Raw genomic sequence first — 26,322 nt, forward strand, 5'->3', positions numbered from 1 at the left:
TGTCGGAACTGACTTGCCGTCAATCTCCGGCAGGGAACCGGTAGTCCAAAACGAACTGGTCAGCGGCCATGATCGTGTCGCAGACCTCAACGACTCGGCCTGAGTCTGTGATCGCGTCTCGTACGAGATGAATCACTGGCGAACCAGGACTCAGCGCCAGGGCGGAAACCTCGGGCTTGCTGGCCAGTCTTGCCCGTACGGTCTCCGTGAACTCAGCGAGGCGATGCCCGTGATCTTCTAGCCGAGCGTAGATCCCCCCGCCGCCCGGGTTCTCTGCGAACGTCTCAGGAATGTCCTTCACGACGTCCCAGGGGAGGTACGAAGTCGCCTCCTCAGTGGGGACACCGTCACGGAAGTACCGGCGCTTGCGTGCGAGGACCTGAGCCCCAGCAACGACCTGGAGCCGTTCCGCGATCTCCGGAGGCGCTTCAACGGGCCCAATGAACAGGATCGTCACGGACGGCTTACCCCCGGACTGCTCAGCTTCCGCCAGATAGGCGGCCTTCCCGGCCTTCCGGTGGGAGCGGCGGAAACGGTCCGAAGACTTCCGCTGCACAGGAGGACGCGAGCGAACGAACGAGCCTCGCCCGTGATGCGTCTCAATGAGCTGGGTCGTACGCAGCTCTGCGACCGCCTTGCGCACGGTGCCCGAAGCAACGCTGTAGCGCTCCATCAGGTCCGCTTCGCTCGGCACAGCGTCTCCAGGAGCGAGCGCGCCCGTCCGGATCTGCGCTGCCAGGTCGTCCGCGATCTGGAGATACTTCGCCTTGGCCGTCGAGGCCACCTCAGTACTCGCCATAGTCCTTCTCAGTCTCCTATTCTCATGTACATGAGTAACAGTCGCCGGGAGACCACGTCAACGCCGCTCCACTCCGTATCCGTAGCGGGAGTGGTGGTGCGTGGGGACGGGCGCGTTCTGACGATTCAGCGAGCTGACAACAGGACGTGGGAGCCGCCGGGGGGTGTGCTCGAACTGTCGGAGGCTCCCGAGGACGGTGTACGACGTGAGGTCTACGAAGAGACCGGGATCAAGGTTCAGGTGGAGCGGCTGACCGGCGTCTACAAGAACACAACCCGAGGAGTCGTCGCACTGGTCTTCCGCTGTCACCCCGAAGGCGGTCAGGAGCAGCTCTCCGACGAGTCCACGGCTGTCGAGTGGTGGACCCCCGCCGAGGTCGCCGACCGAATGGCCGAGGTCTTCGCCGTACGAGTCACCGATGCCCTACGGGACGATGCTCCCCACGTGCGCTCCCATGATGGCCGCAAGGTCATTGCCAGCGTCTGAGGCATCCCGGGCTGTTACAGGTTTCTCTACCTCATCAAGCCCCACCCTTCGGGCGGGGAGGGGAAGGGAGGGGGAGTTCTCGGACTCCCGCGTGAGGAGGGCCGCTACTTCCGGAACCTGTCGGGCAAGGTGGCACCCCTTCGGGGAGGTTCCGGCAGGGGCAGCGGTGGAGCGCGGTTGCCGGCGGCCGTTCCGGTGCATCGGGGAAGCCCTTCGGCCGGCGGGGGTGTTCGGCGGGTGGCGTTGCTTCATCGGCTCGGTGTCTCTTGCCCTTTCGGGCATCCGGCGCGGTTGGGCAATCGGCATGCTGCCGCCGCTACGGATCACACCCCACCGGCCCGCCACGCGGGCCGGCGCGGGCACGGGGACTCGGGCGCCGCTCCTGCCTCCGGCCCGCTCCGCCCGGCCCCCGGCCCCGCGCCACCAGTAGATGCCACGGGGCTATCCGCTTCACGCTTTGCCCCGCCCTCCACACCACCGGACCGAGGACGACCACCGGCCGACAGCAGAGCCACAACCACCCCACCAGCCAGACACCCCAACATCGACACACCCACAGTCCGGCGAACCACAAGCCCAGGCCCACCACCCGACAACCAGCCCCAGAACCCGCAAGGCGAGGTGGAGATCAGGACGGAGGGGGGAGGGAAAGTGCGGGTCAGGGAGTGATGCCTCCGGCGGGGGATCGGCCGGCACCGGGGGGAGAGGGGGATCCGTTGCCGGGTGCGGGTTGGATCGGGTGAGGTGGCGGCTCCCATCCCGTCCACCGTCGACCCAGGCAGAGCCGAGCAGACGCGGCCCAGGGCGTCAAGGTCGTTCGTACAGTTGCGCGCTCCACCTTGACGCCCTGAACCACGCCCGCTCCACGATGTGTGGGTCGACGGCGGACGGGATGGGAGCCGGGGTGAGTGGTGGGTTGGGGCGGGTGATGAAGGATGGACGTCAGGCAAGATGGCGTGTCTCTCTGCCCCTACCATGCCAACATGGATGCGGGGAACGTGGCTCTGATCGGTGCGATAGCAGCAGTCCTGGGTGCGGCGACCGGTGCTGCAGGCGCAATCGGTGCAGCCGCGGTGAGCGGCCGGAAGCAAGCAGCAGCGCAGCATGGCCATTGGCGTCGACAGCTCCGCCGTGAGGCCTACGCCAATCTTCTGACGCAGGCACTCAGTAAACGCTCACAGGTCAGCAGCGTGGAGACCTCCTTCATTCGGGGAAACCCGGAACACGCGGTATCAGCGCTCGCCTCTGCTGTACAATTGGACGCTTTGCATGAGGCTTTCACCATTGTGTCGCTTGAAGGGCCCGAAGAAGCATCACAATCTGCGCTTGAGTTGGTTACCGCCGTCAGCGGTCAGGTCGGTCTCCTGCTGGTCGCCGCGCAGTCCGGCACTGCGGGTGGCGCAGGTGATCCCCTCCGCATTGAGATGGAGCAGCGCCACCGCGAAGCGAGCGAGGCAATGGAAGCCTTCAAGGCCCTAGCTCGGCGACTCCTCGACTAAGGGTGGCCCTGTCCTACCTGGAGAAGCACCCTCCCGGGCCGTCTCGGGGCCGTGAAAGGGTGCTCAAGGGTGACCAACGCTGACACCGATGACGGCTCGATCCCAGGTCACAGCGTTGATCGGTTACATAGGGGCAGGTCGAAAAATCAGCGGATCACTTCCTGCGCAACTAGTCGACCTGTCAGCAGACGCCGACGCCTCCGACTTGAAGGCTCGTCAGGACGAAGCGGTGGCCGATCATGCCTCTTTACCCTGCCCGTACCCCGAGGGGCTGTCAGTGCAGCCGCCTAGGGTACTCAGATCAACGAATCGTCCTGGGGAATACATGGCTACCTGGCTCCTGAGCTGCAACCCGAAGAAGTTCGACCTTGACGGGCACCGCCGTGACGGTCACGTTCTGGACTCATGGACCGTCGTGCGCTTCGTGGGCGAAGTGGCGGCCGGCGACGAGTTCGTGTTGTGGGTAGGCGGTCAGAACGCTGGTGTGGTTGCCAACGGCCACTTCACCGGGGCCGCCGAGTACGGACAGCCTGACCTCCGCTACTGGGCCGAAGATCCCGGGCCGCGGCACTTCGTCCCGTTGGTGGTCGACAAGTGGTTGGACCTGCGAGTCCCGAAGCAGCGGCTCTTTCACGACCCGCGCATGGCCAACGCCACGATCCGCCGGCAGCCGTTTGCCGGCAGTCCTCATCGGCTGACTGATGAAGAATGGCGCGCCGTACGCGACGCCATCGACGTGTCACAGGGCGCGGATCCAGATTGGGACCTGGTTCCGGGAGACGAGATCCGCAGAGTCGACCTCCACGCGAAGTACGGGGGAAGCAGCCAGAATGGCATCTCTCCGTGCAGCACCTCAGACAACATCTTGATCTTCACCGCGCCGAGTTCAGGTCACCAGCACGGTTACTACGACACCTGGAATGAGGACGGCACTTTCCACTACACCGGGGAAGGTCAGACGGGCAACCAAAGAATGATCCGGGGCAACAGGGCGATCCTGGACCACAGCCAGACCGGCAAGCGTCTGCGTCTGTTCGATGGAGCCCGAGGCACGGTGCGCTACCTCGGTGAGTGGACGCTCGACGCCGAGGATCCGTACACGGAAGACGAGGCGCCGGCCACCGGTGGTGGTGGGCTCCGGAAAGTCATCCGCTTCCACATGGTGCCGATCAAGGCCACCATTACCGCGCCCGAAGTCAAGATCGGGCAGGACTACGTGGCGCCAGACGAAAACGTCGCGCCGGCACCGGCCACACCGAGCGCACCGGATCCCGACCTCGTGGGACGCAACTTGTCAACCCACCGGAGGCTGCAAAACCTGCTGGCCGCCGAGGCGCAGAGCCGCGGGTACGTTGCGCTGTCTCCCGATGTCTCCGATCCCGACTTCGACCTTGCATGGCGGGAAAGTGAGGGCCGCTTGACCGTATGCGAGGTCAAGTCGCTGACACCGTCGAACGAGGCCCGTCAGCTTCGTGCGGGGCTTGGTCAGGTACTCGACTATCAAGATCAGCTCCGAGAGAGGGCACCGGAGATTTCGGCGGTCTTGTGGGTGGAGCGCGAGCCGTCTGAGCGGCGGTGGATCAACTTGTGCCAGCGGGTCGGCGTGACGCTTGCGTGGCCGGGTGAGGAGGAGTCGGCGTTCCGCCCGACCGGGACTGACATCCACCGCTGACATCAACGGCGGTGGACGCAAGCAGTTCTCGGCGTACCGTCGGGACTGCGTCGCCGTCCTTGGGCAGGTACACCCCGGACAACCGATCGAACTTACAAAGCAGATGTCGGCGGTTCGAAACCGTCCGCGCCCACCAGTAGGAATTCGCAGGTGAGAGCCTGAATACGGCCCCCCGGCCAAGATCGGCCGGGGGGCCGTTTCCATGGCCGATGCCACATGGAGTCCGCGTCCCCATGTGACTGATGTTCAAGTCACTCGGCCGAGGGGCTGAATGTGCGCCTGAGACACGTGCGCCGCGATCAGGCCGCTGGGATGCCGCCCATCCCGACCGCCTCCCACGGCGCCGCGCCATTGGTGAGCAGGTCCGTGCGGCCCGCATTCACGCCCGGCGAGTCGAGTCACTCCATCGTTGCGGTGCGTTGGCGAGGGACCTCTGAGCCAATGCAGTACGTTGCGTAACGCTTCGTAGTCACTCAGGCGCGAAGTGTGATTGCTTCGAAATGGAGGAGTCCTTCATGCGCATTCGATCTGCCTGCGCCCTGATCGCCGTAGCGTTCAGTGCGACCGTAGTCGGGGTGGGCACCGCCGACGCGACCGGGCCGCTGAGCGGCACCAAGGTCCGCAACTGGCAGACCGGCTTCGTCCTTGGCGTCGCCGGTAGCTCGACGGTCGGCGGCGCCGAGGTCCAGTACCAGGCCGACACCGGCGACCTGGCCCAGAAGTGGGCCGTCGACCCGGTCACCAGCAGCACCTTCCTGCTGCGTAATCTCAACAGTGACATGTGCGTCACCGCGGTGGGCGGCGGCGACCTGGAAGCCCTCCAGCAGCGCCCGTGTGACTCCCGGTGGGACGAGCAGATCTTCTCCATGGAGGTCGCCAGCAAGCCCAATCGGTACCAGCTGAAGAGTCAGGCCCACAGCAAGTGCCTGGTCCCTTACGCCGGCACCGCCCCCACCTACGCCAGGGTTGCCGCCTGTAGCCCCACGAACGGGTACATGACCCACTCGTTCGACGTCCGCTGACGCCTTCAGGCCGGCCGGGCGCACCGGTATGAAGCAGCATGACGAAACCGCCCCCTGCACTGGCCGTAGCCGGAACAGGGGGCGTGGTGCGTCCGGCGGAAAGTCGTAAGCTGCGGTGACCGCCCACACCGCGGCGAGCGCCTCGTACGGCATCCGCAGCCGGACGATTAGGCGCTTGGACATGACGAAAGCGTCCTGCCTCCCGGAGGAGAGCGGGGTGCGATGTGTCACTGATCGATGAGGTGCTGGTCGCCAGGGTCGAATTCGGGGACCGGGGAGCCCGGACAGACCGAGGCGCAAGGGGATAGCCTCGCCATGACAGGGCCGGTCGTCGGCGGCGTATCACCGGCGACTGGCAGCCACGGAATCTCGCGCAGAGCCGCTCGCGCGGTGCAATTCATTCGCAATCCATGCCGGTCCTCAGTCAACTTGCGCTCGCCGCTTGGGAGACCTTCTCCGTGTTGCCTCCCGACTGAGGGGCACCATCGCCAGTGAACAACAGGTGCTCCTCCTGGCCGCCAGCTGCACGGAGCGGGCACTGAAGCGACGGCAGCAACTGACGGCAACAGATGTCGGCGGTTCGAAACCGTCCGCACCCATTTGAGACGACACCAGCTGTCTTGATGAGGAGCGTCACCAGAGCGCGGCATTTCGCCGGGGGAGTTGACGCACATCACCGCTGAACGAGAGCCAAGCTCAGATGGTCCTCAAGACCTTCCGATTCTGGTCCCACGAGCACGGACGGGATGCCATGTTCATCTCCACGCGGGAACACGATCGTGTCTCTGCGGGGCTACTGCCATCAGCCAGCAAAGGAGACGGACGTGTTTGGAGCAATGGACCTGGGGACCGAGATCGCCGTAGCGGTCACGATCATTGCCGCCGCGGGGCTCGCCATAGCTGCGGTCCGGTGGTTCAGGACACAGGAGCGGTAGTCCGGCCGGCGCCGCTGGGGTCGGCGCGTCGCCGCCGGGGGCTGCCGGTGAAAGGGGCGCGCTCAGGGGCGCTTGGTGCGCCACAGCCAGCCGGAGCCGACCACCGTCAGGACGAACACCAGGGCGACGGCCGTCCAGCGCCACGCCTCGGTCGCGGCGCTGTCGTCGGGGACGACGAAGAGGAAGTACCAGGCGACGTGAAGGGCCACAGGGAGGAGGACGGCAAGTGTGAGGCCGATCCACTTCTGGGCCGCCCTCCAGCGGCGGGAGCGGCACACCATCACGATGGCGGTGATCTTGATGATGACGCTGATCCAGTCCCAGAGGACGATGTCTCCCGCATAGGGCAGGACATCGCTGACCAGCAGGAGCAGAATCGGTAGCCATGCCGGGGAGCGGCGGCGGGGCTTGTGGACGCGTGTGTCGGGGGTGTGGCCGAGCTCTTGGAGTGCTGTGGCGGCGATCGTGCGCGGGTCGCCCACCTCGTGGAGGATCTCGCGGATGCCGCCGGGCCGTTCGGCGAGCGCGACCTGAATGTGCTCGCCCAGGTCGGCCATGAGTTCCTGGCGGGCGGCCGGGGGCAGCGCCGCGCTCTCGCGTTCGACGGCCGCGAGGTAGTCCTCGACGAGGGTGTCGTCGGTCTTCATGGGTGTGCCTTTCCAGGGTCGCGCCGATGCCCGGCGATCGGCGTGAGGAGGTGGTCGACGGCGTCGCGGAATCCTGGCCAGATCCCGGCGAACTCCGTGAGTGCCGCATGCCCGGCCTCGGTCAGTTCGTAGTACCGCCGTGGCGGACCGGATGTGGACTCCTGCCAGGTGGTGACGACGAGCTCGTCCCGCCGCAACCGTGACAGCAGCGGGTAGACCGTGCCCTGACTGGTCGCCATGGTGCCGGTGTCCTGCAACTCGCTCAGCAGCTCAACCCCGTACTTGGGCCCGTCACGCAGCAGAGCCAGGACGCAGTACTCCAGAACCCCTTTGCGGAGCTGGCTCTCGACCTTCTCCGGCGCCTGGCGACTTGCCTTACCGCGTTCCATGCATAGCAATGTACCTGGCGGCTCGCACTACACCGCAAGCAGGGTGACTGTGTGGCCACCAGGGCTGGGGAGACATGCCGCAGCACCCGTACAGCCAGTGCTGGCCGCGGCCCGCGAGAGGTCCAAACCGGAGCAGGTTCTCCTCCACCTGCTCGCGCAGCTGCGCCGGTCCCGCGGCTGCTGCGAAGCCGCGCGACGCGTCGCGGACCACGCGGACCTTGGTAGCGATGTCCAGACTGTCGCGTCAGCGCGAGCTTGGGGTGCCGGAGGCTTTCGAGTGGCTGGCCGAGGTGACGCCGTCGCTGCGCGGCCGCATCGAAGAGGCGGGCCTCCTGGTGGCCGAACGCCCGCTGATGGTCCTGGACCCGCACCATCCGCTGCCCCCGCAGCGCCTTCCCCATGGCGTCACGATCCGCGCCCTGGACGCCGGCGACCCAGCCCTGCCCGCCGTGCTCGCCCTTCCCGGACTGGCGTTCGCGGACGAGAGCACAGCAGTGGGGCCGACGGGCCGCGTGGAGTTGGAGGCGGCGGCCGAAAAGCTCATGGCGGACGGCGCGGTGGCAACGATCCGCCCCTCCCTCCGAGCCGGCCACAAAACGCTCGCCGCTGCCTTCGGTCCCGACGGCACTCCGCTTGCCGTGGGCCACTACCACCCCGCGAACGGCACCACGGAGATCGGCGGAATCGGCACCCTCCCCGCCGCCCGCCGTCAGGGTCTCGGCTCCGCCGTCATGGCAGCGCTGGCCGCCCATGCCCGGGACCATGGGGTACGCACCGTCTTCCTCGCCTACGCGCAGGAGGCCGTCGCCCGTATCTACGCCCGCCTGGGATTCCGCCCCGCCGGCACCACTCTGCTGATCGCCAACCAGCCCGCCCGCGGTCAGTAGAAGCGGGAGCTGGAGACGGAGCGTCCGCCAGGGTGCCTGACCGCGGGGGAACCTCGCCGGGCCACTGCTGTCATTGCGTGACCTGAGGAACCATCAGTCTCTTCACGCTTTGGTCACAGATACGTCACCAAAACCGCACGCGCCCCTACCGGCATCTACTGCCCCGCTACGGTCATCCCTCTCGAACCACCTCAGGGGGGCACATGTCGTATCAGCAGCCGCAGCAGCCGAGTTGGGGACCGCAGCAGGCTGGTTGGGGCCCGCAGCCGCCGGCGCCGAAGAAGTCGAGCGCGGGCAAGATCGTCGGCTTCAGCTGCCTCGGAATCGTCGGGCTCTTCGTCCTCATCGGCGTCCTCGCCGCACTCGTCGGCGGCGGGGACGAGGACACGTCGTCGCGCGGCAGCAACCCTGCGGCCACCCAGGACGCCGCCGCCAAGCCGGACAAGGCCGGTGACACCAAGGCCGACGACGCGAAAGCCGACGACGCCAAGGAAGAGCCGGCCCCCGATGCGCCCGTGAAGGTCGTGGCCAAGAAGACGCCGTTCAAGGCGGGCATCCTCGCCGACGGCACCGACTACACCAGCGTTCAGGTCACCATCGCGAACGACAGCGACAAGGAGATCAGCGTTAACCCGCTGTACTTCACCATCACCGACACCAACGGCAGCAAGCACGCCGCCGAGTTGGCCGCGGATGAGAACCAGATCGACACCGTTGACCTGGCGCCCGGCGAGAACGTGACCGGCACCGTCACCGGCAAGGGCGACTTCACCCCGAAGTACGTCACCTACACCGACGGCCTGATCGGTGACAGTGTCCGGGGATATGTCTCCTGAGTTGCGCTGCCCCACAGGTTTCAGGTCCCGCCTCTGAGCCGTCCGTGACACCGCCGCCCCCGACGCCGCGCAGTGCGGTGTCGGGGGCGGCGGCGGTCCGGATCAGAACCCCATGAAACGCAGGCAGCCCTTGCGCTTGGACTTGACCGAGTCGTACTCCGTGATCCCCATCGGACCGCCGAGGTTCTCGTAGTGCACGCTGGAACTCTTCTCCGAGAAGCGGGCCTTGCCGCTCTTCCCGTGGTGGCCGTCGTCGGCCGAAGCGGAGACGGCGCCGCCCATGACGGTGGCGACAGCGAGGGCGCCGGCAACAAGCGCAGTGCGAAGACGCATCAAAACTCCCGAATAGTCAGTTATGCGGACAAGTAATACATACTGACTATTACGCGCTTCGAGAAGCACCCCGCCCTCTTTTCGCCCGATCGGACGCACCCCGGCCCCACCCGCCTCGCCCGTCCAGGTGCGGCAGCTACGGGCGGGAGAAGTCCATGCGCTGCGGGCCCGAGACCGACAGCTTGCGGAGCGCTTCCTCGGAGGGCGAGCCCGATTCCGCGGTGTAGACGACCACGTGCTGATCCACGTCGGGGATGGCGAGGACGTCACAGTTGAGGATGAGCTCGCCGACCACGGGGTGCCGCATCGTCTTGCGCAGGTGCTGCTCCTCCCGTACGTCGTGGGACTCCCACAACCGGGTGAACCGCGCGCTGCCGTCCACGAGTTCCGCGACGAGAGCGCGGGTCGAGGTGTCGTCCGGGTAGCGGGCGAGGACGGTGCGCAGGTGGCCGGCGGCGAAGGCTCCGAAGGCGTGGTCATCGGTCATGCCGTAGTGCGGACGCCCGTTGTGCGGCCCCAGGAAGTGGCGGCGGATGAGATTGCGGTCGCGCGGGGGCAGAGTGGAGAAGTCCTCGAGAAGCGCCGCGGCCAGCGGGTTCCAGGCGATCACGTTGTACGTCGCGTCGAGCACGAGCACGGCGGATCCGGGCATACGGTTGATGAGGTCCACGATGCTCTGCCGGACCTCCCTCGGCGGTCCCGGCGGCGGTCCGGGGGACTCGCCGGCGAGGGCGTACAGATAATCGCGTTCGGCGTCCGAGAGCCGTAGCGCGCGGGCGAGTCCCGCCAGGACCCGGCGGGACGAGCGGGGGCCCCGGGACTGTTCGAGCTGGGTGTAGTACTCCGTCGAGATGTACGCGAGCTCAGCGACCTCTTCCCGCCGCAGGCCCGGTGTACGGCGCCCGGACCCGGCGATCAGGCCCACGTCCGCGGGCCGGAGCCGCTCGCGCCTGCTGCGGAGGAAGGCCGCCAGTTCCTGTCTGTCCACCTTTCCAATGTATTCCAGCGACACCGCGCGTCTTCGTCCTGTCCTGGAGCCCACTTGGCGCGGATTGTCCAGGTACCCGCACTGCCTGGATGGCCCGGTGCGACCGTCACAGACTGAGGTCATGAGCACTTCGACGACATCGACCCCCATGGGCCTACTCACCGACAAGATCGCACTCGTGACCGGCGCGGGCCGGGGCATCGGCGCCGCTTCGGCCAGGCTCTTCGCCGCCGAAGGCGCGAAGGTCGTGCTGACAGCGCGTACGGAAACGGAGCTGCGGGCCGTGACCGAGGAGATACGGGCCGAGGGCGGCACCGCCGATTACGTGGTGTGCGACCTCGCCGACGCCGCGAGTGTCCGTGGCGCCGTCGACACCGTACTGAGTCTGCACGGCCGGTTGGACATCGCCTTCAACAACGCGGCGGTGTCCGTGCCGCCCGCTCCCCTCGCCGATGTGCCGGAGGCGGACTTCGATCTGATCCTCTCGGTCAACCTCAAGGGCTGCTGGCTGGCGATGGCGGCCGAGATAGCGGCGATCCGCTCGACCGCCGGGTCCGGCGCCATCGTCAACAACAGCAGCGTCGGCAGCCTGCGCGGCAACCCGACCCTGCCGGCGTACGGCGCGGCCAAGCGCGCGGTGAACAGCCTCACCGAGTCCGCCGCTGTCTCTTACGGCCCGGAGGGGATCCGCGTCAACGCCGTCGCCCCCGGCACCACCATGACCGAGATGATCAAGCGATGGGTCGCCTACGAGCCCGACCTCCTCACGCGGCTCAACGCCAAGACCCCGCTTCGGCGCCCCGCGGAGCCGTACGAGGTGGCCGAGGCGGCAGCGTGGCTGCTCAGTGACCGGGCGTCGTATGTCAGTGGCGTGGTGCTGTCGGTCGACGGCGGCATGCAGGCGTAAGGGGGCAGGGTGATGCCCCCACCCGTACGGATCCTCGCCGTGATCGTTTCCTCGCCGTGAAGACCTCCGCGCCGTGAACGCCCTCATGGCGGCCCGTCGCCCCGGGCACGTTCCTGGCGCAGCAGTTCCTCGCGATCCGTGAGGCGGTCCAGGCCCAGGACCGCGCGGGTCATCCGCGGGTTGTGCCGCAGGCTCGCGCGGTGCCGGTCCAGGAAGGCCCAGTACCCGGCCGTGTACGGGCAGGCGCGTTCGCCCACGCGCTCGGTGGGCCGGTAGGCGCAAAGGCCGCAGAGGTCGCTCATGCGGTTCACATAGGCGCCGCCCGAGGTGTACGGCTTCGTGGTCATCCGGCCCCCGTCGGCGTACTGGGACATGCCGATGACGTTCGGCAGCATGACCCAGTCATAGCCGTCCACGAAGCAGCGGTGGAACCAGTCCGTGACGGCCGCCGGATCCCAGCCGCGCTGGAGCGCGTGGCTGCCGAGGATCATCAGCCGGGGGATGTGATGGGTCCACCCCGTGTCGCGCACCTGCGCCAGTACCGTCGACAGACAGCGCGCCGTGACGGCGTCGGCGTCCAGATCGAGAAACCAGTCGGGCAGGGGCGCCCGGTGCCGCAGGGCGTTGTGATGCCGGTAGTCCTCGCCGAAGTACCAGTACAGCTGCCATACGTACTCGCGCCAGCCGGCGATCTGACGGACGAATCCCTCCGCGCTGTTCAGCGGCGCCTCCCCCGCACGCCAGGCGGCCTCCGCGCGCGCCACGCATTCGGCGGGGTCGAGCAGGCCCAGATTGAGGGAGGACGAGAGCAGGCTGTGGCTCATCACCGGGTCGTCCGCCAGCATCGCGTCCTCGTACGGGCCGAAGGCGCCGAGGCGGTGCGTGATGAAGCGGCGGAGCGCGGTCAGGGCCTCGCGGCGGGTCGCGGGGAACAGCCGGGGGCTGTCACGCCCCACGAACGAGACATCGCCGTCCCGTTCCCAGCGGTCGAGATCACGGCGCACCTCGTCGTCGATCCCGTCCTCGCGCGGCCGGTAGGGGGCGGGGACATCCAGGGTCCGCGCTCCGCGGGGCGGTGGCTCGCGGTTGTCCTGGTCGAGGTTCCACCGTCCGCCGGCCGGGCGGTCTCCGTCGATGAGCAGATCGTGGCCGCGTCGCACCCAGCGGTAGAAGTCCTCCTGCCGAAGCCGGTGGCCGTGCCGGCCGTCCGCCCAGGCCCGGAAGTCGTCGTGCGGGACGAGGAAGCCGCGGGCGGGCAGCACGGTGACATTCGGCAGTGAACGGACCAGGCTCAGGGCGGCCCACGAGGTCGGGTGATGGACCGTCACCTTGTCGTCCCCGACCGCCTGCCGCAGCCCCTCGCGGTAGGTGTCGGCGCGGATGTACCGCACACGTTCGCCGAGTTCGGCGGCGCGGTGGCGCATCGCGGAGAGCACGAGATGGGCTTTGGCCCGGTGGAAGCGACGCCGTCGGAAGACCGACCGCGACTCGATCACCACCAGCGGCGCGTCTTGGGCGGGCCCGCCCTCCCGTTCGCCGCGACCGGGTTCGATGAAGTGCGGGCCGAGCTGGTCGCCGAAGAGCCAGTGCGCTGTGCTCATGGTCGTAGCCTGGCTCATCGGGCGGCCGGCGCCGTGGAGCGCGGCGCATCGCCGTGTCTCTCGCGGCGCCGCCGACGGCGACGCGGGCGTCGTACGTCAGTGGCCTGGTGCTGTCGGTCGACGGCGGCATGCAGGCAACCAGGCACAGGGTGCCCAACCGGCGGTTGCCCGGAGCGTCGCGGAGAGGGGCGGGCGACGCCAATGCCGTCCGATCGGACGACCCGGGCCGGCGCGGCGTCCCGGGCCTCGTGGATCGCGCGCGGAAATCCGCTCGCTCGCGGCGCGGTACGGAGGGCAGCATGCGGGCATGAAATATTCCGGACCGCCGCGTTCCGAGGTGCGCGTACCCGCGCCGATTGCTGCCGTAGCCGGGGATCGGCCGCTTCTGCCCGTGTGGCAGAACGAGTTGGGTGGCTTGACCTTCCAGATCGGTAGCGGGGAGGGGCGGCTGTTCGCCAAGTGGGCGCCGGCGGGCTCGGGGCTGGACCTGGCCGCCGAGGATGCGCGCCTGCGCTGGGCCGGGCGTTTCGCGGCGGTGCCCCGTGTGCGGGACTACGGAGCTGACGAGGGGGGAGCCTGGCTTGTCACTCATGGGCTTCCTGGGGAGAGCGCCGTCAGTCCTCGGTGGAAGGCGGATCCGAGTCAGGCCGTTCGTGCGCTGGGGGCAGGGCTGCGGGCTCTGCACGAGCGGCTGCCCGTGGCCGACTGTCCTTTCAGCTGGTCTGTCGATCACCGCTTGGAACGCGCCCGGCGCGCGGGTGTCGAGGTGCCCGCGGACCTGTCTCCGTACCCGCCGATCGACCACCTGGTCGTGTGTCACGGCGACCCCTGCGCGCCCAACACGCTGTTGCACGAGGATGGTTCCTGGTCCGGACATGTGGACATGGGTGCCCTCGGCGTCGCCGACCGATGGGCCGATCTGGCCGTTGCCACTTGGAACACCGGGTGGAATTACGGCCCGGGCTGGGAGGACGCCCTTCTCGACGCCTACGGCATCGCTCCCGACCCGTACCGGATGGACTTCTACCGACGTTTGTGGAACGCGACGTGAGCACCCCGGGAGGGCGTGTGTCGTCGGTAGTCCTTCTCGGTGCTCCGCGAGCGCTCGTGCGCGGGGGTGGCGGGGGGCCGGGGGATGGAGGCGCACACTGAGGGCATGAGCAACTACCAAGGTCCCGCGACGCTTGTCGCCGGCGAATCCGAGATCGAAGTCCACGCCACGCTGAGCGCGAGTCTGTCCGGGGCGGTACGGCAGTGGGGTGGCAGCGTGCAGACCTCGGACGCGGGGGAGGCCTTCTACGCGGCCTTGGACAGCGACGATGTGAAGATCCGCTTCCCCGACGGCCGGGAGGGGACGGTCGTGGCCACGCACACCGCCATCGGCAGCGGACGGCTACGGGTGTCGGGGAGCGGCACGATTCCCTTCTAGGCTTGTCGTCGCATTCCATCAGTCGTTCAGTTGTACGAGAGCCTCGCCCGGGCCCTGAACCAGCGAGGCGCCGCGCACCGGTAGGTCAGGCCTCCGGAGGCAGGAGTTCGCCCAGCAGCGCCTGCACGCGCGTGACGAGGCGCGGAGGCGGGGAGACGCAGGTCACATCCGTCCATGTCACAGGGGGTCGGGCTACCCCGTCTCAAGAGGTGTAGCCACTGACGACCACGGAGGACACACCATGGACGCGCGACTGAACTTCTTCGCCGGACCGACCGCCGGCAAGGTCCTCAAGCACCTCATGTCGGCGGGCAAGGTGATCAAGGACTCACCGCTGCCGGCCGCGACGCAGGAGCTGGTGGCGCTGCGCGTGAGCCAGATCAACGGCTGCGCCGTCTGCATCGACATGCACACCAAGGAGGCCGCCGCCGCCGGCGAGACCTCGGTGCGGCTGAACCTGGTGGCAGCGTGGCGGGAGGCCACGGTCTTCACCGAGGCCGAGCGCGCCGCGCTGGAGTTGGCGGAGGAGGGAACCCGGGTCGCGGATGCGGCCGGCGGGGTCAGCGACGCGGTGTGGGCGGATGCCGCCAAGCACTACGACGAGGAGCAGCTCACCGCCCTGGTGGTCCTGGTCTCCTTCATGAACATGGTGAACCGGTTGAACGTCATCACCCAGCAGCCGGCCGGCGACTACGAGCCCGGGCAGTTCCACTGAGCGCCAGAGGGGGTCAGCGGGAGGGGGCAGCGTGAGCAAGGTCGAGGACTTCGAGGAGCTGCGGCCGCTGCTGTTTTCGATCGCCTACCGGATTCTGGGCAGTGTGAGTGAGGCCGAGGACGCGGTGCAGGAGACGTGGCTGCGCTTTGACGGCTCGGCGACCCGGCCCACGTCGACCAAGGCTTTTCTGTCGGCCACGGTGACACGGATCTCGATCGATGTGCTGCGTTCCGCGCGGGTACGGCGGGAGGAGTACGTCGGGCCGTGGTTTCCCGAGCCGCTGCTGAGCGATCCGTATCAGGATCCGGCGCGGTCGGCGGAGCTGGCCGACTCCGTGTCGATGGCGGCGCTGCTGCTGCTGGAGCGGCTCAGCCCGCTGGAGCGGGCAGTTTTCTTGCTGCGGGAGGTGTTCGCCTTCGGATTCGACGAGGTTGCCGCGGCGGTGGGGCGTTCGGAGGCGGCATGCCGGCAGCTGCTGGTGCGGGCACGGCGGCACATGGAGGCCGGGCGGCCGCGGTTCGCAGCGGACCGTCAGGAGCGGCAGAGGCTGGCGGCGCGGTTCTTCGACGCGCTGGAGAACGGCGATGTGGGCGGGCTGCGGAAGCTGCTGGCCGCCGACGTGCAGCTGGCCGGGGACGGCGGCGGCAAGGCCCCGCAGCTGGCCAAGGCCGTCATGGGCGCGGACAACGTGGCCCGGGTGCTGGGCTCGGTCTTCCCCTGGCTGATGCGGATCGGCGTGACGTTCGAGCCGCACGAGGTCAACGGCCAGCCCGGCGCGACCTTCCGCGACCGGGACGGCAAGATCCTGTACACCCTGGTCCTCGAGGTGCTCGACGGGCGGATTCAGACCATCCGTGGGGTGATCAATCCCGACAAGCTCGGCCACCTCGGGCCGGTCGCCGACGCCTGGGCCATCGACCGAGAGATGAAGCAGGCCCGCCGGCGGATGAACTGACCTCGACCGTGGTGCGGACAGGGCCGCTGCCCTGGAGAGCTCCTGCCCGTCGAGCAGGGTGGGGGCCGGTGGGCTGCCGGGTTGCGGCAACCGCACCGGGGCGCGTCAGTGGTGGATCGACAGTTCCGTACGGGTCAGCCGCTCACCCGTGCCGCCCCATCTCAGCGCGATGATCTCGGCCATGATCGCCACCGCCGTCTCCTCGGGGGTGCGGGCGCCGAGGTCCAGGCCGATCGGGGCGGAGAGCCGGGCGAGGGCGCTCTCGCTCACCCCCGCCTCGCGCAGCCGGGTCAACCGGTCCTCGTGGGTGCGGCGGCTGCCCATGGCGCCGATGTAGCGGGCGGGGGTGCGCAGGGCTCGTTCCAGCAGCGGGACGTCGAACTTCGGGTCGTGGGTGAGGACGCAGATGACCGTGTCCTCGTCCACCGGGTGTTCTTCGAGAAAGAGATGCGGCCACTGGACGACCAGCTCATCGGCGTCGGGGAACCGCTCGCGGGTGGCGAAGACAGGGCGGGCGTCACAGACCGTGACGTGGTAGCCGAGGAACTTCCCGATCCGCGCGACCGCGCCCGCGAAGTCGATCGCGCCGAACACCAGCATCCTGGGCGGTGGCGCGAAGGACTGGACGAAGACCGCGAGCTGGTCCATGCGCTGCTCGCCGTTGCGGCCGATGTGTACGACTCCGGTGTGGCCCTGCGCGAGCATGCCACGGGCCTGTTCGGTGATCGCGGCGTCCAGCCGCGCGTTGCCGAGGGTGCCCGCCGCCCCGGCCGTGTCGGGGGCGACGACAAGGTTTCCGCCCGGGTACGCGTCGCCCGAGAGCACCGAGGCGACCGCGACCGGGCGCCCCGTGGCGATGTGGCCGAGGACGGCCGGCAGCTCGGGGAAGTGGTCGTCGTCGGCCGGACGTACGAGGATGTCGACGACCCCGCCGCAGGTCAGCCCCGCCTCCAGCGCGTCGTCATCACTCACGCCGTACGTCTTCAGCACCGCTTCGCCCGAGGCGAGGACCTCCCGGGCGACCTCGTACACCGCGCCCTCGACGCAGCCCCCGGACACGCTGCCGCGCACCTCTCCGCTCTCGGCGACCGCCATCGCGGCGCCCGGCCGCCGTGGCGCCGATTTCCAGGTCCGGACAACGGTGGCCACCGCGAAGCGCACTCCGGCGGAGTGCCAGGAGGCGAGGCCCTCGGCGATGTCCCGCATGCGCGCGCTCCCTTTCGCCGGCCGCCCCCGCCGAGCGAGAACTCGCCCACCCCCCGCCAAGCGCAGCGTGTGTATGCCGACAAACAATGTCAACAGCGACTTAAGCGACACCTTAAGTCGCTGTTGACTTTCCGCACCCCGAAGCGCCCACTGACGGTGCGTGACGGGGGCCGGTAAGCGGCGACGTCGCGAGAGCGAGAGAAGGATCGCTGATGCAGGTTCCCGCGCCATTCGAGTACGAACGCGCCACCAGCGTCGACCAGGCGATCGGGCTGCTCGACCGGCTGGGAGACACCGCGCGGCTGGTGGCCGGCGGTCACAGCCTGCTCCCGATGATGAAGCTGCGTCTCGCCAACTTCGAATACCTGATCGATATCAACGATCTCTCCGACGAGCTGGCCTATATCGCGGTCGAGCAGGACCTGATCCGGATCGGTGCGCTGACCCGCCACCGCGAGCTGCTGGAGTCCGCCGCGCTCGCCCGGACGTTCCCGATCTTCGCCGACGCGGAGCGGGTGATCGCCGATCCGGTCGTACGCAACCGTGGCACGCTCGGTGGTTCGCTCTGCCAGGCCGACCCCTCCGAGGACCTCTCCGCCGTGTGCACGACCCTCGGCGCGAGCTGCGTGATCCAGGGCGGCGACGGCAGGCGCGTGGTGACGATGGAGGAGTTCCACCGGGGACCGTACGAGACGGCCGTCGGCGACGCCGAGATGCTGGTCGAGGTCCGCTTCCCGGTCCGGCCGAACGGTTCGAGCGCGTACGAGAAGGTCGAGCGGCGCGCGGGCGACTGGGCGGTGGTCTCGGCCGGCGCGGCGGTCTGGCTGGACGGCGTGGTCATCTCCGACGCCCGCGTCGGACTGGCGGCGGTCGGGCCCAACACCACGGGGCTGCCGGAGATCTCCCGGGCGCTGCGCGCGCGGCTGCCGTCGGAGGAGCTGTACGCGCAGGCCGGCACGATCGCGGCGGCCTCCTGCGAACCGGTCACCGACCGGCGGGGCAGCGCCGAGTACAAGCGCCATCTCGCCAAGGAACTGACCGTACGCGCGCTGCGCCGCTCCGTCGCCCGCGCCAGGGCGGACCGGGCCGCCAGGGGCCCCGAAGCAGCCGAGACCCCCGAAGGACCGGGGACGGCGCCCGGCACATGGTCCGGTCCGCCGTCCAGCCCACAGTCCGGTCCGCCGTCCAGCCCGCAGTCCGGTCCGCGATCCGACGGACAGGGAGACTGATCATGCAGGTCACGATGACCGTCAACGGCGACGAGGTCACCCGTGAGATCGAGGGACGGCTGCTCCTCGTCCACTTCCTCCGTGACCATCTCGCCCTCACCGGCACCCACTGGGGCTGCGACACCAGCAACTGCGGCACCTGCGTCGTCTGGATGGACGGCGAACCGGTCAAGTCCTGCACGGTCCTGGCCGCGATGGCCGGCGGGCATGACATACGGACCGTCGAGGGCCTGGAACAGGACGGCCGGCTCGACCCCGTACAGCAGGGCTTCATGGAGTGCCACGGCCTCCAGTGCGGCTTCTGCACCCCGGGGATGATGATGGCTGCGCGTGCGCTGCTCGACCGCAACAAGGACCCGTCCGAGCAGGAGATACGGGAGGCCGTCTCCGGCCAGATCTGCCGCTGCACCGGATACACCTCCATCGTCCGCGCCATCCAGTGGGCCGCCGCGGAAGAGGCGGGCACCCGCACCACCACGGCCGCCGCCGGAGGGAGCGAGTCATGAGCACCATCGCCGGTCATCCCTCCGCTCCCCCCGCCGACCCCGTCACCGCGTTCACCGACAACGACCGGAAGCCCGTCGGCCACGGCCGGATGCTGCGCAAGGAGGACCCGCGCTTCATCCGTGGCAAGGGCCGCTATGTCGACGACGTACAGCTGCCGGGCATGCTGCATCTCGCCGTCCTGCGGTCCCCGATGGCCCACGCGCGGGTCGTGAGTGTCGATACGAGCCTGGCCGAAGCGCATCCGAAGGTGAAGCTCGTCGTCACCGGCGCGATGCTCGCCGAGAAGGGCCTCGCGTGGATGCCGACGCTCTCCAACGACGTCCAGGCCGTGCTCGCCACCGACAAGGTGCGCTTCCAGGGCCAGGAAGTCGCGTTCGTCGTCGCCGAGGACCGCTACGCGGCGCGCGACGCGCTGGAGCTGATCGACGTCGAGTACGAACAGCTCGACCCGGTCGTCGATGTCCGCCGGGCGCTGGAACCCGACGCCCCGGTCATCCGGGACGACCTCGAAGGCAAGACCGACAACCACTGCTTCGACTGGGAGACCGGCGACGAGGCGGCGACCGCCGCCGTCTTCGACCGCGCCGAGGTCGTCGTCAGCCAGGACATCGTCTATCCCCGGGTGCACCCGGCACCGATGGAGACGTGCGGCGCGGTCGCAGACTACGACGCGGTCGACGGCAAGCTCACCCTCTGGTCCACCAGCCAGGCCCCGCACGCGCACCGCACGCTGTACGCGATCGTGGCCGGGCTCCCGGAGCACAAGATCCGGGTGATCGCCCCCGACATCGGCGGCGGATTCGGCAACAAGGTGCCGATCTACCCCGGTTACGTCTGCGCGATCGTCGGTTCGCTGCTCACCGGAAAGCCGGTGAAGTGGATGGAGGACCGCTCGGAGAACCTCACCAGCACCGGCTTCGCGCGCGACTACGTCATGCGGGGCGAGATCGCGGCGACCAGGGAGGGCCGGATCCTCGCGATCCGTACGCATGTCCTCGCCGACCACGGCGCGTTCAACGGCACGGCGGCGCCGCTGAAGTATCCGGCCGGCTTCTTCGGGGTGTTCACCGGCAGCTACGACATCGAGGCCGCGTACTGCAAGATGACCGCCGTCTACACCAACAAGGCGCCGGGCGGCGTGGCGTACGCCTGTTCGTTCCGGATCACCGAGGCGGTGTATCTGGTCGAGCGGATCGTCGACTGCCTCGCGTACGAGCTGGACATGGACCCGGTGCGGCTGCGGCTGAAGAACTTCATCAGGCCCGAGCAGTTCCCGTACCGGACGAAGACGGGCTGGGTGTACGACTCCGGGAACTACGAGCCGACCATGCGGCTGTCGATGCGGCTGGCCGGGTACGACGAACTGCGCCGCGAGCAGGCCGAGAAGCGGGCCCGCGGTGAACTGATGGGCATCGGCGTCGCGTTCTTCACCGAGGCGGTGGGCGCCGGACCGCGCAAGGACATGGACATCCTCGGCCTCGGCATGGCGGACGGCTGTGAGCTGCGGGTGCATCCGACGGGCAAGGCCGTGGTGCGGCTCTCGGTCCAGACGCAGGGGCAGGGCCACGAGACGACGTTCGCGCAGATCGTCGCCGAGGAGATCGGGATTCCGCCCGCCGACATCGAGGTGGTGCACGGCGACACCGACCAGACCCCGTTCGGTCTCGGTACGTACGGCAGCCGCTCGACACCCGTCTCGGGAGCGGCGGCGGCGCTGGTGGCCCGTAAGGTGCGGGACAAGGCGCGGATCATCGCCTCCGGAATGCTGGAGGTCTCGGTGGCGGACCTGGAGTGGGAGAAGGGGTCCTTCCATGTCATGGGCGACCCGTCGAAAATGGTGACCATCCAGGACATCGCGATGCGGGCGCACGGCGCCGGCGATCTGCCCGACGGCATCGAAGGCGGGCTGGAAGCGCAGATCTGCTACAACCCGGAGAACCTCACCTATCCGCACGGCGCGTACATCTGTGTCGTGGACATCGACCCGGGGACCGCGCAGGTGAAGATCCGCCGGTTCGTCGCGGTGGACGACTGCGGTACGCGCATCAACCCGATGATCATCGAGGGGCAGGTGCACGGCGGGCTCACCGACGGCGTCGGGATGGCGCTGATGGAGATGATCGCCTTCGACGAGGACGGCAACTGCCTCGGTGGCTCGCTGATGGACTATCTGATCCCGACGGCGCTCGAAGTGCCCACGTGGGAGACCGGGTTCACGGTGACGCCCTCGCCGCACCACCCCATCGGGGCGAAGGGTGTCGGCGAGTCCGCGACGGTGGGATCCCCGCCGGCCGTGGTGAACGCGGTCGTGGACGCGCTGCGGCCGTACGGCATCCGGCACGCCGATATGCCGCTGACGCCGTCGCGGGTGTGGGACGCGATGCGGGGGCGGCCGACACCGCCGATCTGAGCGGTACGAACGGGACGAACGACGGTACGGAGGTGCCGATGACGATCACGACCACGCGGGTGGCGGCCCGCATGCGGGAGCTGACCGCCGATCGGGTGCCGTATGTGCACGCGACGGTGGTACGTGCCCAGGTGCCCAGCTCCGCCAAGGCGGGCGACGAGGCGATCGTCATGCGGGACGGGTCGATCGACGGCTTCGTGGGCGGTGTGTGCGCCGAGGAGTCTGTCCGTACAGCCGCGCTCGGTGTCCTCGACGGCGACGGGCCCGTACTACTGCGGGTGCTGCCGGAGGGCGAGCCCGGCTTTCCCGAGTCACCGGGCGCGCGGGTCGTGGTGAACCCGTGTCTGTCCGGAGGCGCGCTGGAGATCTTCCTGGAGCCGCGACTGCCGCCGCCGCTGCTCGAGATCGTCGGCCGGACACCGGTCGCGGAGTCGCTCGTCGCGATGGCGGAGCTGCTCGGATACGCGACGGCCCGGTCCCTGCCCGGCGGGCTGTCGGACCACACGGACGCGGTGATCGTCGCCAGCCACGGCCGGGACGAGGACGCGTCGCTGCGCGCCGCGCTGGACGCGGGGGTCGGCTATATCGCGCTGGTCGCGAGCCGTCGGCGGGGCACGGCGGTCCTCGACGAGCTGGGGCTGACCGGCGAGGCACGGGAGCGGATCAGCACCCCGGCCGGGCTCGACATCGGAGCCAGGACGGGTCCGGAGGTGGCGCTGTCGATCCTGGCGGAGGTCATCAGCAGGAACAGCAAGGCCATCCGTGGGAACAGCGAGGCCAGGAACAGCAAGGCCATCGGCGGGAACAGGGAGATTTTCAGCGGCGGGACCGACCGGTGAACGCCGTGTTCGCGGACGCCGACGACGTACGGCGCCGTCTCGACGGCGTGGACTATCTGGTCGACGAGGGCACCGCCACCGCGCTGTTCCTCGCCCTGACCCTCGACCGGCCGCTGCTGGTCGAGGGGGAGCCCGGAGTAGGCAAGACCACATCCGCGAAGGCGCTGGCCGAGGCGATGGGCGCCCCGCTCATCCGCCTGCAGTGCTACGAGGGACTGACAGCCGCCGAGGCGCTCTACGAGTGGAACTACCAGCGGCAGCTGCTCGCCATCCGGCTCGCCGAGTCGCGCGAAGAACGGCTCACCGACGCCGATCTGTTCACCGAGGAGTTTCTCCAGGACCGGCCCATTCTGCGGGCGATCCGCCACAAAGGGCCCGTACCGCCGGTCCTGCTGATCGACGAGATAGACCGAGCCGACGACGAGTTCGAGGCGCTGCTGTTCGAGTTCCTCGGCGAGGCCGCGATCACCATCCCCGAGCTGGGCACGTTCGCGGCGGCCCGGCGTCCGGTGGTGGTCCTGACCTCCAACCGGAGCCGCGAGCTGCACGATGCGCTGCGCCGACGCTGTCTGTACCACTGGATCGCCTTTCCGGCGGCCGGACGGGCGGCGGAGATCCTGCGCCGGTCGGTGCCCGCCGCGAACGAGCCGCTGATCGCCTCGGCCGCCGATTTCGTCGGCCGGGTCAGACGGCTCGACCTCGACAAGGCGCCGGGCATGGCGGAGACCATCGACTGGGTCTCCGCGCTGTCGGTGCTGGGGGCCTCGGAACTGGTACGCGCCGACATCGTGCGCACCCTCAGCGCCCTCGCCAAGAGCCCGGACGACCACACCACGATCGTGGACGCGCTGGACGAACTGGGCTACGCGGAGCCTGCCTCGGCGTAACGCGCGCCCCGGCCGACCAGGGAGGAACCTATGAAGATCGACAACGAGTTCACCGTCGGGGTGCCCATCGACCGGGCCTGGGAGGCGCTCACCGACCTGGAGGGCATCGCGCCCTGTATGCCGGGCGCGCAGCTGACGGGTGTCGACGGGGACGTCTACAGCGGCAACGTGAAGATCAAGGTGGGCCCGGTGATCAGTCAGTACGCGGGGACCGCGCAGCTCGTCGAGAAGGACGAGGCGGCGCACCGCGCCGTGATCCGGGCCAGGGGGAAGGACTCCCGGGGCGCGGGGAACGCGACGGCGCTGATCGACGCGGTGCTGCACGCGGAGGGCGCGGGGACGGTGGTCACCGTCGCGACCGATCTGAACGTCACGGGCAAGATCGCCCAGTTCGGCAGCGGGATGATCCAGGAAGTGTCGGTGAAGCTGCTGGGCCAGTTCGTCCAGAACCTGGAAGCGGAACTGCACGTGGCGCCCGGTGCGGCTGCTGCTCCTACTCCTGCTCCTGCTCCGGGGCCGGCGGCCCGGCCCGAGACCGGCACGGCGGCAGGCACGGCGGCCGGTACGACGAGAGGCCACAGCGCGGTGGCCCGTACGGCGAGGGGCCGTAGCGCGAGCCATGGCGCCGGAATCGTCGAAAGCGCGGCACCCGCCTCCGCATCGGTACGGGCGTCCGCATCGGCCCCCGCCGGCGCGACCCCGACCGCCGCGGACAGAATCGAGCAGCAGCGGCAACGACAGCAGCACGCCCCGCACGACCTGCACGATCAGCAGGGCCAGCAGGGCCAACAGGAGCCCCAGCCGCTCGATCTGATGACTCTCGCGGGCAGCTCCATGTACAAGCGGTTCATCCCCATCATCGCCGCCGTGCTGGTGGCGGCCGCTCTGATCGTCTACTTCGTTGCCCGCTGATCCGGCCGCGCCGCCGCTGCTGCGGGGCGTCGACCGGGCCGCCTTCGCCGTGGCCTTCGCCACGCGGCTGCGCTCGCGCGGTCTGCCCGTGGGGTTCACCCCGGTCGAGGACTTCGTACGGGCACTGGGCGCCGCGCCCCCGCGCTCGCGCGGCCGGCTGTACTGGACCGCCCGGATCACTCTCGTACGCGACCACGCCGGCCTGGCCGTCTTCGACGCCGTATTCGCCGCCGTGTTCGAGGACGCGGTCCTCGCGACGGACCCGAACGCCCGCCGCCGTGGACCCGCCGGCTCTCCGGCCGACGACGAACGCCGCGGCTCCCTGCCGACGGCGGCGCCCGAGGACAGCCCGCCGGGCTCGGGCGGGCTGCCGTGGGTGACGCTGCCACGGGCGGTGGCCGACGACGAGGACTCCGACGGCGTGCTCACCACGCCTCAGCGGCTGCCGAGCGAGCTGGCGGGACTCGTCGACGTACCGTTCGAGCTGCTCGGTCCCGAGGAGACCGCGCTGCTCGGCCGGTGGCTGGAGTCGGCCGTACGGACCTGGCCCACCCGGCGGTCGCGACGGTTCGCTCCGGGGCGGGGCCGCGGCCGGATCGCGCTCCGGCCGACCCTCGCGCGCTCCCGGCGCACCGGCTGGGAGCCGATGGAGCCCGTACGGGTCACCCCCGTCGACACCCCGCGCCGCGTCGTCATGCTGTGTGATGTCAGCCGGTCCATGCAGGCCCAGGCCGTCGCGTATCTCCATCTCATGCGGGCGCTCGCGCTGACCGCGGACGCCGAGGTCTTCGCCTTCGCCACCTCGCTCACCCGGCTGACCGCCGTTCTCCGCCACCGCTCGGCCGAGGTCGCGATCGACGGCGCGACGTCGCAGGTCACCGACCGCTTCGGCGGCACCAGGATCGCGACCTGCCTCGGGACGCTGCTCGCCTCGCACCACGGCGGTGCGCTGCGCGGCGCCATCGTGATCATCGGTTCTGACGGCTGGGACGGGGACCGCCCGGAACAGCTCGCCACGGCGATGGCCAGACTGCGCCGACGCGCCTACCGGGTGATCTGGATGAACCCCCGTGCCTCGGCCCCCGGCTTCGAGCCGCGTGTCGCCACGATGGCCGCGGCGCTGCCGTACTGCGACGCGCTGCTGCCCGCGGACAGCTTCCGCTCGCTCGCGCGGGTGATCGGCGAGATCTCACGGTGCGTGAGCCGTACGAGCGCTGTACGGAACAGTCGTGTCGGGGACAGCGGCCGCGTCAGCTCCACAACGTCACATGGACCGCGGGGCGGAACCGTCCCGCCGTGACCCCCGAGCCCCGCAGCATCGCCTGGATCGCGCGGGGCGTGGCGACGAAGCGGATCAGCTCGGCCGCGGCGGGCGGCGCGCTCCGCCCCGCGAGCGCGAGGATGCTCCAGGAGCCCTTGGCGGGCAGCGGCGGCCCCGACAGCTGAGTGAGATCTCCGGTGGCGAGATCCTGCGCGACCGCGAAGGACAGCGCCAGCGCCACCCCCTTGCCGTGCTTGGCCTCCTCCAGCGCCGCGGCGTGGCTCTGGAAGATCCGCTGGTGCTCCTCGTCCACCATGAGCTGCCGCAGGACCGTGGGGACGAGCCCGATCCGGCCGGCCGCCGAAGGACCGAGCAGCCAGGTCTGCTGCCGCAGTTCGCTCGCGCTCGCCCGCTTCGTGGCGAGCGGATGGTGCGGTCCGACGACCCCCATGATCTGGTAATTGAGGAACGGCGTGCTGGAGACCGCCTCGTCCACGTCCGCGGGCCGGGGGCCGAGGGCGACATCGACCGCGCGGTTCAGCAGGAGCGCGTTGAACCGCTGCGGGCTGTGCACGCTCAGCTCGACGTCCAGATCGTCGGCCCGGCTCGCGAACAGGTCGATGAGGCCGGGCGCCGCGTGCTCCGCGAAGAGACTCGACGCGGCGACGCGCAGCAGCCGGCGTCCCGAGCCCGCCTGGCTGACCTCCAGGACGGTGCGGTCCTGGAGCCCGAGCAGCTCCGCCGCCCGGCTGGCCAGCCGCAGGCCACCGGGGGTGAAGGCCAGCCCGGCACCCGTCCGCGTGAACAGCTGGTCCCCGAGCTCCTTGCGCAGATGCGCGACATGCAGGGAGACCGCGGCCTCGGACACCGACAGATCCGCCGCGGCCGCCTTGACCGAGCCGAGGCGGACGACCGCCGCGAAGGCACGCAGCTGAGTAGGCGTCATAGCTGCCTCCCAGCGAGCCGAGCCG

General features: G+C 69.5%; 26 protein-coding genes. 18 read left to right on the top strand and 8 right to left on the bottom strand.

Going from position 1 to position 26,322, the window contains the following annotated elements:
* Positions 1–19: 19 nt before the first annotated feature.
* A complete protein-coding gene (locus tag ACFVWW_RS27935; protein ID WP_386877462.1) occupies positions 20–799 on the bottom strand; it encodes a GntR family transcriptional regulator in 780 nt (259 codons plus the stop codon).
* An 18-nt stretch (positions 800–817) separates the two neighbouring features.
* On the opposite strand from ACFVWW_RS27935, the gene ACFVWW_RS27940 reads away from it, so the two are divergent.
* The 4 genes from ACFVWW_RS27940 (at position 818) to ACFVWW_RS27955 (ending at position 5,478) form a co-directional block, all read left to right on the top strand.
* Complete coding sequence (locus tag ACFVWW_RS27940) at positions 818–1,285, top strand: NUDIX hydrolase (RefSeq protein ID WP_386877714.1); 468 nt, start codon at positions 818–820, stop codon at positions 1,283–1,285.
* Between the two features lie 983 nt (positions 1,286–2,268).
* Entirely contained in the window at positions 2,269–2,784 is a 516-nt protein-coding gene (locus ACFVWW_RS27945) for a hypothetical protein (RefSeq protein ID WP_386877461.1), read from the top strand.
* A 325-nt stretch (positions 2,785–3,109) separates the two neighbouring features.
* Positions 3,110–4,456 carry a hypothetical protein gene (locus tag ACFVWW_RS27950; RefSeq protein ID WP_386877460.1) on the top strand — a complete coding sequence of 449 codons (1,347 nt, stop codon included), beginning with the start codon at positions 3,110–3,112 and terminating at the stop codon, positions 4,454–4,456.
* A gap of 515 nt (positions 4,457–4,971) precedes the next feature.
* Entirely contained in the window at positions 4,972–5,478 is a 507-nt protein-coding gene (locus ACFVWW_RS27955) for an RICIN domain-containing protein (protein ID WP_384183821.1), read from the top strand.
* 997 nt (positions 5,479–6,475) lie between these two features.
* Here ACFVWW_RS27955 and ACFVWW_RS27960 read toward each other — a convergent pair.
* Positions 6,476–7,060 (bottom strand): DUF1700 domain-containing protein, encoded by a 585-nt coding sequence (locus tag ACFVWW_RS27960; RefSeq protein WP_386877459.1) that lies wholly within the window; start codon positions 7,058–7,060, stop codon positions 6,476–6,478.
* Complete coding sequence (locus ACFVWW_RS27965) at positions 7,057–7,449, bottom strand: PadR family transcriptional regulator (protein ID WP_384183817.1); 393 nt, start codon at positions 7,447–7,449, stop codon at positions 7,057–7,059. The genes ACFVWW_RS27960 and ACFVWW_RS27965 overlap by 4 nt, the downstream gene beginning before the upstream one ends.
* Positions 7,450–7,676: 227 nt before the next feature.
* Here ACFVWW_RS27965 and ACFVWW_RS27970 point away from each other — a divergent pair, with 227 nt between their 5' ends.
* Together ACFVWW_RS27970 and ACFVWW_RS27975 are read left to right on the top strand one after the other, a co-directional pair.
* Positions 7,677–8,336 carry a GNAT family N-acetyltransferase gene (locus tag ACFVWW_RS27970; protein WP_386877458.1) on the top strand — a complete coding sequence of 220 codons (660 nt, stop codon included), beginning with the start codon at positions 7,677–7,679 and terminating at the stop codon, positions 8,334–8,336.
* Between the two features lie 203 nt (positions 8,337–8,539).
* Positions 8,540–9,172: a DUF4352 domain-containing protein gene (locus tag ACFVWW_RS27975; RefSeq protein WP_386877457.1), complete on the top strand. Its 633-nt coding sequence runs from the start codon at positions 8,540–8,542 to the stop codon at positions 9,170–9,172.
* A gap of 102 nt (positions 9,173–9,274) precedes the next feature.
* Here the strand turns inward: ACFVWW_RS27975 and ACFVWW_RS27980 are convergent, their stop codons facing one another.
* Positions 9,275–9,505, bottom strand: coding sequence for a hypothetical protein (locus ACFVWW_RS27980; protein WP_384183808.1), 231 nt, complete (start codon positions 9,503–9,505; stop codon positions 9,275–9,277).
* A gap of 136 nt (positions 9,506–9,641) precedes the next feature.
* Entirely contained in the window at positions 9,642–10,493 is an 852-nt protein-coding gene (locus ACFVWW_RS27985; RefSeq protein ID WP_386877456.1) for a helix-turn-helix transcriptional regulator, read from the bottom strand.
* Between the two features lie 121 nt (positions 10,494–10,614).
* Here ACFVWW_RS27985 and ACFVWW_RS27990 point away from each other — a divergent pair, with 121 nt between their 5' ends.
* A complete protein-coding gene (locus ACFVWW_RS27990) occupies positions 10,615–11,400 on the top strand; it encodes an SDR family NAD(P)-dependent oxidoreductase (RefSeq protein WP_384183802.1) in 786 nt (261 codons plus the stop codon).
* A gap of 83 nt (positions 11,401–11,483) precedes the next feature.
* Here ACFVWW_RS27990 and ACFVWW_RS27995 read toward each other — a convergent pair whose 3' ends face one another.
* Positions 11,484–13,001 (bottom strand): cryptochrome/photolyase family protein, encoded by a 1,518-nt coding sequence (locus ACFVWW_RS27995; RefSeq protein ID WP_386877455.1) that lies wholly within the window; start codon positions 12,999–13,001, stop codon positions 11,484–11,486.
* A gap of 391 nt (positions 13,002–13,392) precedes the next feature.
* Between ACFVWW_RS27995 and ACFVWW_RS28000 the strand changes: the two genes are divergently transcribed.
* The 4 genes from ACFVWW_RS28000 to ACFVWW_RS28015 all read left to right on the top strand — a co-directional run bounded on the left by ACFVWW_RS28000 (position 13,393) and on the right by ACFVWW_RS28015 (position 16,100).
* A complete protein-coding gene (locus ACFVWW_RS28000; RefSeq protein WP_386877454.1) occupies positions 13,393–14,052 on the top strand; it encodes a phosphotransferase in 660 nt (219 codons plus the stop codon).
* Between the two features lie 105 nt (positions 14,053–14,157).
* Positions 14,158–14,430: a DUF4873 domain-containing protein gene (locus tag ACFVWW_RS28005; RefSeq protein ID WP_384183793.1), complete on the top strand. Its 273-nt coding sequence runs from the start codon at positions 14,158–14,160 to the stop codon at positions 14,428–14,430.
* A gap of 241 nt (positions 14,431–14,671) precedes the next feature.
* Positions 14,672–15,145: a carboxymuconolactone decarboxylase family protein gene (locus tag ACFVWW_RS28010; RefSeq protein WP_384331714.1), complete on the top strand. Its 474-nt coding sequence runs from the start codon at positions 14,672–14,674 to the stop codon at positions 15,143–15,145.
* 31 nt (positions 15,146–15,176) lie between these two features.
* Complete coding sequence (locus ACFVWW_RS28015) at positions 15,177–16,100, top strand: RNA polymerase sigma-70 factor (RefSeq protein WP_384331717.1); 924 nt, start codon at positions 15,177–15,179, stop codon at positions 16,098–16,100.
* Positions 16,101–16,205: 105 nt separating this feature from the next.
* Here ACFVWW_RS28015 and ACFVWW_RS28020 read toward each other — a convergent pair whose 3' ends face one another.
* Positions 16,206–17,306: an XdhC family protein gene (locus tag ACFVWW_RS28020; RefSeq protein ID WP_384183785.1), complete on the bottom strand. Its 1,101-nt coding sequence runs from the start codon at positions 17,304–17,306 to the stop codon at positions 16,206–16,208.
* Between the two features lie 212 nt (positions 17,307–17,518).
* Here ACFVWW_RS28020 and ACFVWW_RS28025 point away from each other — a divergent pair, with 212 nt between their 5' ends.
* The 7 genes from ACFVWW_RS28025 to ACFVWW_RS28055 are packed head-to-tail and all read left to right on the top strand — an operon-like array spanning position 17,519 to position 25,390.
* Positions 17,519–18,535, top strand: coding sequence for an FAD binding domain-containing protein (locus tag ACFVWW_RS28025; RefSeq protein ID WP_386877453.1), 1,017 nt, complete (start codon positions 17,519–17,521; stop codon positions 18,533–18,535).
* Positions 18,536–18,537: 2 nt separating this feature from the next.
* On the top strand, positions 18,538–19,041 hold the full coding sequence (locus ACFVWW_RS28030) for a (2Fe-2S)-binding protein (RefSeq protein WP_386877452.1): 504 nt from the start codon (positions 18,538–18,540) through the stop codon (positions 19,039–19,041).
* Positions 19,038–21,452, top strand: coding sequence for an aerobic carbon-monoxide dehydrogenase large subunit (locus ACFVWW_RS28035; RefSeq protein WP_384183776.1), 2,415 nt, complete (start codon positions 19,038–19,040; stop codon positions 21,450–21,452). The genes ACFVWW_RS28030 and ACFVWW_RS28035 overlap by 4 nt, the downstream gene beginning before the upstream one ends.
* Before the next feature lie 38 nt (positions 21,453–21,490).
* Complete coding sequence (locus tag ACFVWW_RS28040) at positions 21,491–22,291, top strand: XdhC family protein (protein WP_389680187.1); 801 nt, start codon at positions 21,491–21,493, stop codon at positions 22,289–22,291.
* Positions 22,288–23,178 carry an AAA family ATPase gene (locus tag ACFVWW_RS28045; protein WP_386877450.1) on the top strand — a complete coding sequence of 297 codons (891 nt, stop codon included), beginning with the start codon at positions 22,288–22,290 and terminating at the stop codon, positions 23,176–23,178. Before ACFVWW_RS28040 ends, ACFVWW_RS28045 begins: the two co-directional genes overlap by 4 nt.
* 30 nt (positions 23,179–23,208) lie before the next feature.
* Positions 23,209–24,090 (top strand): SRPBCC family protein, encoded by an 882-nt coding sequence (locus tag ACFVWW_RS28050; protein WP_386877449.1) that lies wholly within the window; start codon positions 23,209–23,211, stop codon positions 24,088–24,090.
* Entirely contained in the window at positions 24,080–25,390 is a 1,311-nt protein-coding gene (locus tag ACFVWW_RS28055; RefSeq protein WP_384183765.1) for a VWA domain-containing protein, read from the top strand. The genes ACFVWW_RS28050 and ACFVWW_RS28055 overlap by 11 nt, the downstream gene beginning before the upstream one ends.
* On the opposite strand, the gene ACFVWW_RS28060 is transcribed toward ACFVWW_RS28055, so the two are convergent.
* A complete protein-coding gene (locus ACFVWW_RS28060; RefSeq protein ID WP_384183763.1) occupies positions 25,341–26,297 on the bottom strand; it encodes a LysR family transcriptional regulator in 957 nt (318 codons plus the stop codon). The two genes, ACFVWW_RS28055 and ACFVWW_RS28060, sit on opposite strands and share 50 nt — an antisense overlap.
* Positions 26,298–26,322: the final 25 nt, after the last annotated feature.

Origin of the sequence: Streptomyces sp. NPDC058198 (assembly GCF_042882605.1) — a bacterium.
Classification (GTDB): domain Bacteria; phylum Actinomycetota; class Actinomycetes; order Streptomycetales; family Streptomycetaceae; genus Streptomyces.

What these genes read in the sequence shown, in the direction of transcription:
- ACFVWW_RS27960 (WP_386877459.1), bottom strand. Translation starts at nt 7,060, where the DNA reads ATGAAGACCGACGACACCCTCGTCGAGGACTACCTCGCGGCCGTCGAA.
- ACFVWW_RS27975 (WP_386877457.1), top strand. Translation starts at nt 8,540, where the DNA reads ATGTCGTATCAGCAGCCGCAGCAGCCGAGTTGGGGACCGCAGCAGGCT.
- ACFVWW_RS28010 (WP_384331714.1), top strand. Translation starts at nt 14,672, where the DNA reads ATGGACGCGCGACTGAACTTCTTCGCCGGACCGACCGCCGGCAAGGTC.
- ACFVWW_RS27980 (WP_384183808.1), bottom strand. Translation starts at nt 9,505, where the DNA reads ATGCGTCTTCGCACTGCGCTTGTTGCCGGCGCCCTCGCTGTCGCCACC.
- ACFVWW_RS28040 (WP_389680187.1), top strand. Translation starts at nt 21,491, where the DNA reads ATGACGATCACGACCACGCGGGTGGCGGCCCGCATGCGGGAGCTGACC.
- ACFVWW_RS27945 (WP_386877461.1), top strand. Translation starts at nt 2,269, where the DNA reads ATGGATGCGGGGAACGTGGCTCTGATCGGTGCGATAGCAGCAGTCCTG.
- ACFVWW_RS28025 (WP_386877453.1), top strand. Translation starts at nt 17,519, where the DNA reads ATGCAGGTTCCCGCGCCATTCGAGTACGAACGCGCCACCAGCGTCGAC.
- ACFVWW_RS27955 (WP_384183821.1), top strand. Translation starts at nt 4,972, where the DNA reads ATGCGCATTCGATCTGCCTGCGCCCTGATCGCCGTAGCGTTCAGTGCG.
- ACFVWW_RS28005 (WP_384183793.1), top strand. Translation starts at nt 14,158, where the DNA reads ATGAGCAACTACCAAGGTCCCGCGACGCTTGTCGCCGGCGAATCCGAG.
- ACFVWW_RS27995 (WP_386877455.1), bottom strand. Translation starts at nt 13,001, where the DNA reads ATGAGCACAGCGCACTGGCTCTTCGGCGACCAGCTCGGCCCGCACTTC.
- ACFVWW_RS27965 (WP_384183817.1), bottom strand. Translation starts at nt 7,449, where the DNA reads ATGGAACGCGGTAAGGCAAGTCGCCAGGCGCCGGAGAAGGTCGAGAGC.
- ACFVWW_RS28050 (WP_386877449.1), top strand. Translation starts at nt 23,209, where the DNA reads ATGAAGATCGACAACGAGTTCACCGTCGGGGTGCCCATCGACCGGGCC.
- ACFVWW_RS28060 (WP_384183763.1), bottom strand. Translation starts at nt 26,297, where the DNA reads ATGACGCCTACTCAGCTGCGTGCCTTCGCGGCGGTCGTCCGCCTCGGC.
- ACFVWW_RS27990 (WP_384183802.1), top strand. Translation starts at nt 10,615, where the DNA reads ATGAGCACTTCGACGACATCGACCCCCATGGGCCTACTCACCGACAAG.
- ACFVWW_RS27935 (WP_386877462.1), bottom strand. Translation starts at nt 799, where the DNA reads ATGGCGAGTACTGAGGTGGCCTCGACGGCCAAGGCGAAGTATCTCCAG.
- ACFVWW_RS28035 (WP_384183776.1), top strand. Translation starts at nt 19,038, where the DNA reads ATGAGCACCATCGCCGGTCATCCCTCCGCTCCCCCCGCCGACCCCGTC.
- ACFVWW_RS28020 (WP_384183785.1), bottom strand. Translation starts at nt 17,306, where the DNA reads ATGCGGGACATCGCCGAGGGCCTCGCCTCCTGGCACTCCGCCGGAGTG.
- ACFVWW_RS27950 (WP_386877460.1), top strand. Translation starts at nt 3,110, where the DNA reads ATGGCTACCTGGCTCCTGAGCTGCAACCCGAAGAAGTTCGACCTTGAC.
- ACFVWW_RS28030 (WP_386877452.1), top strand. Translation starts at nt 18,538, where the DNA reads ATGCAGGTCACGATGACCGTCAACGGCGACGAGGTCACCCGTGAGATC.
- ACFVWW_RS27970 (WP_386877458.1), top strand. Translation starts at nt 7,677, where the DNA reads ATGTCCAGACTGTCGCGTCAGCGCGAGCTTGGGGTGCCGGAGGCTTTC.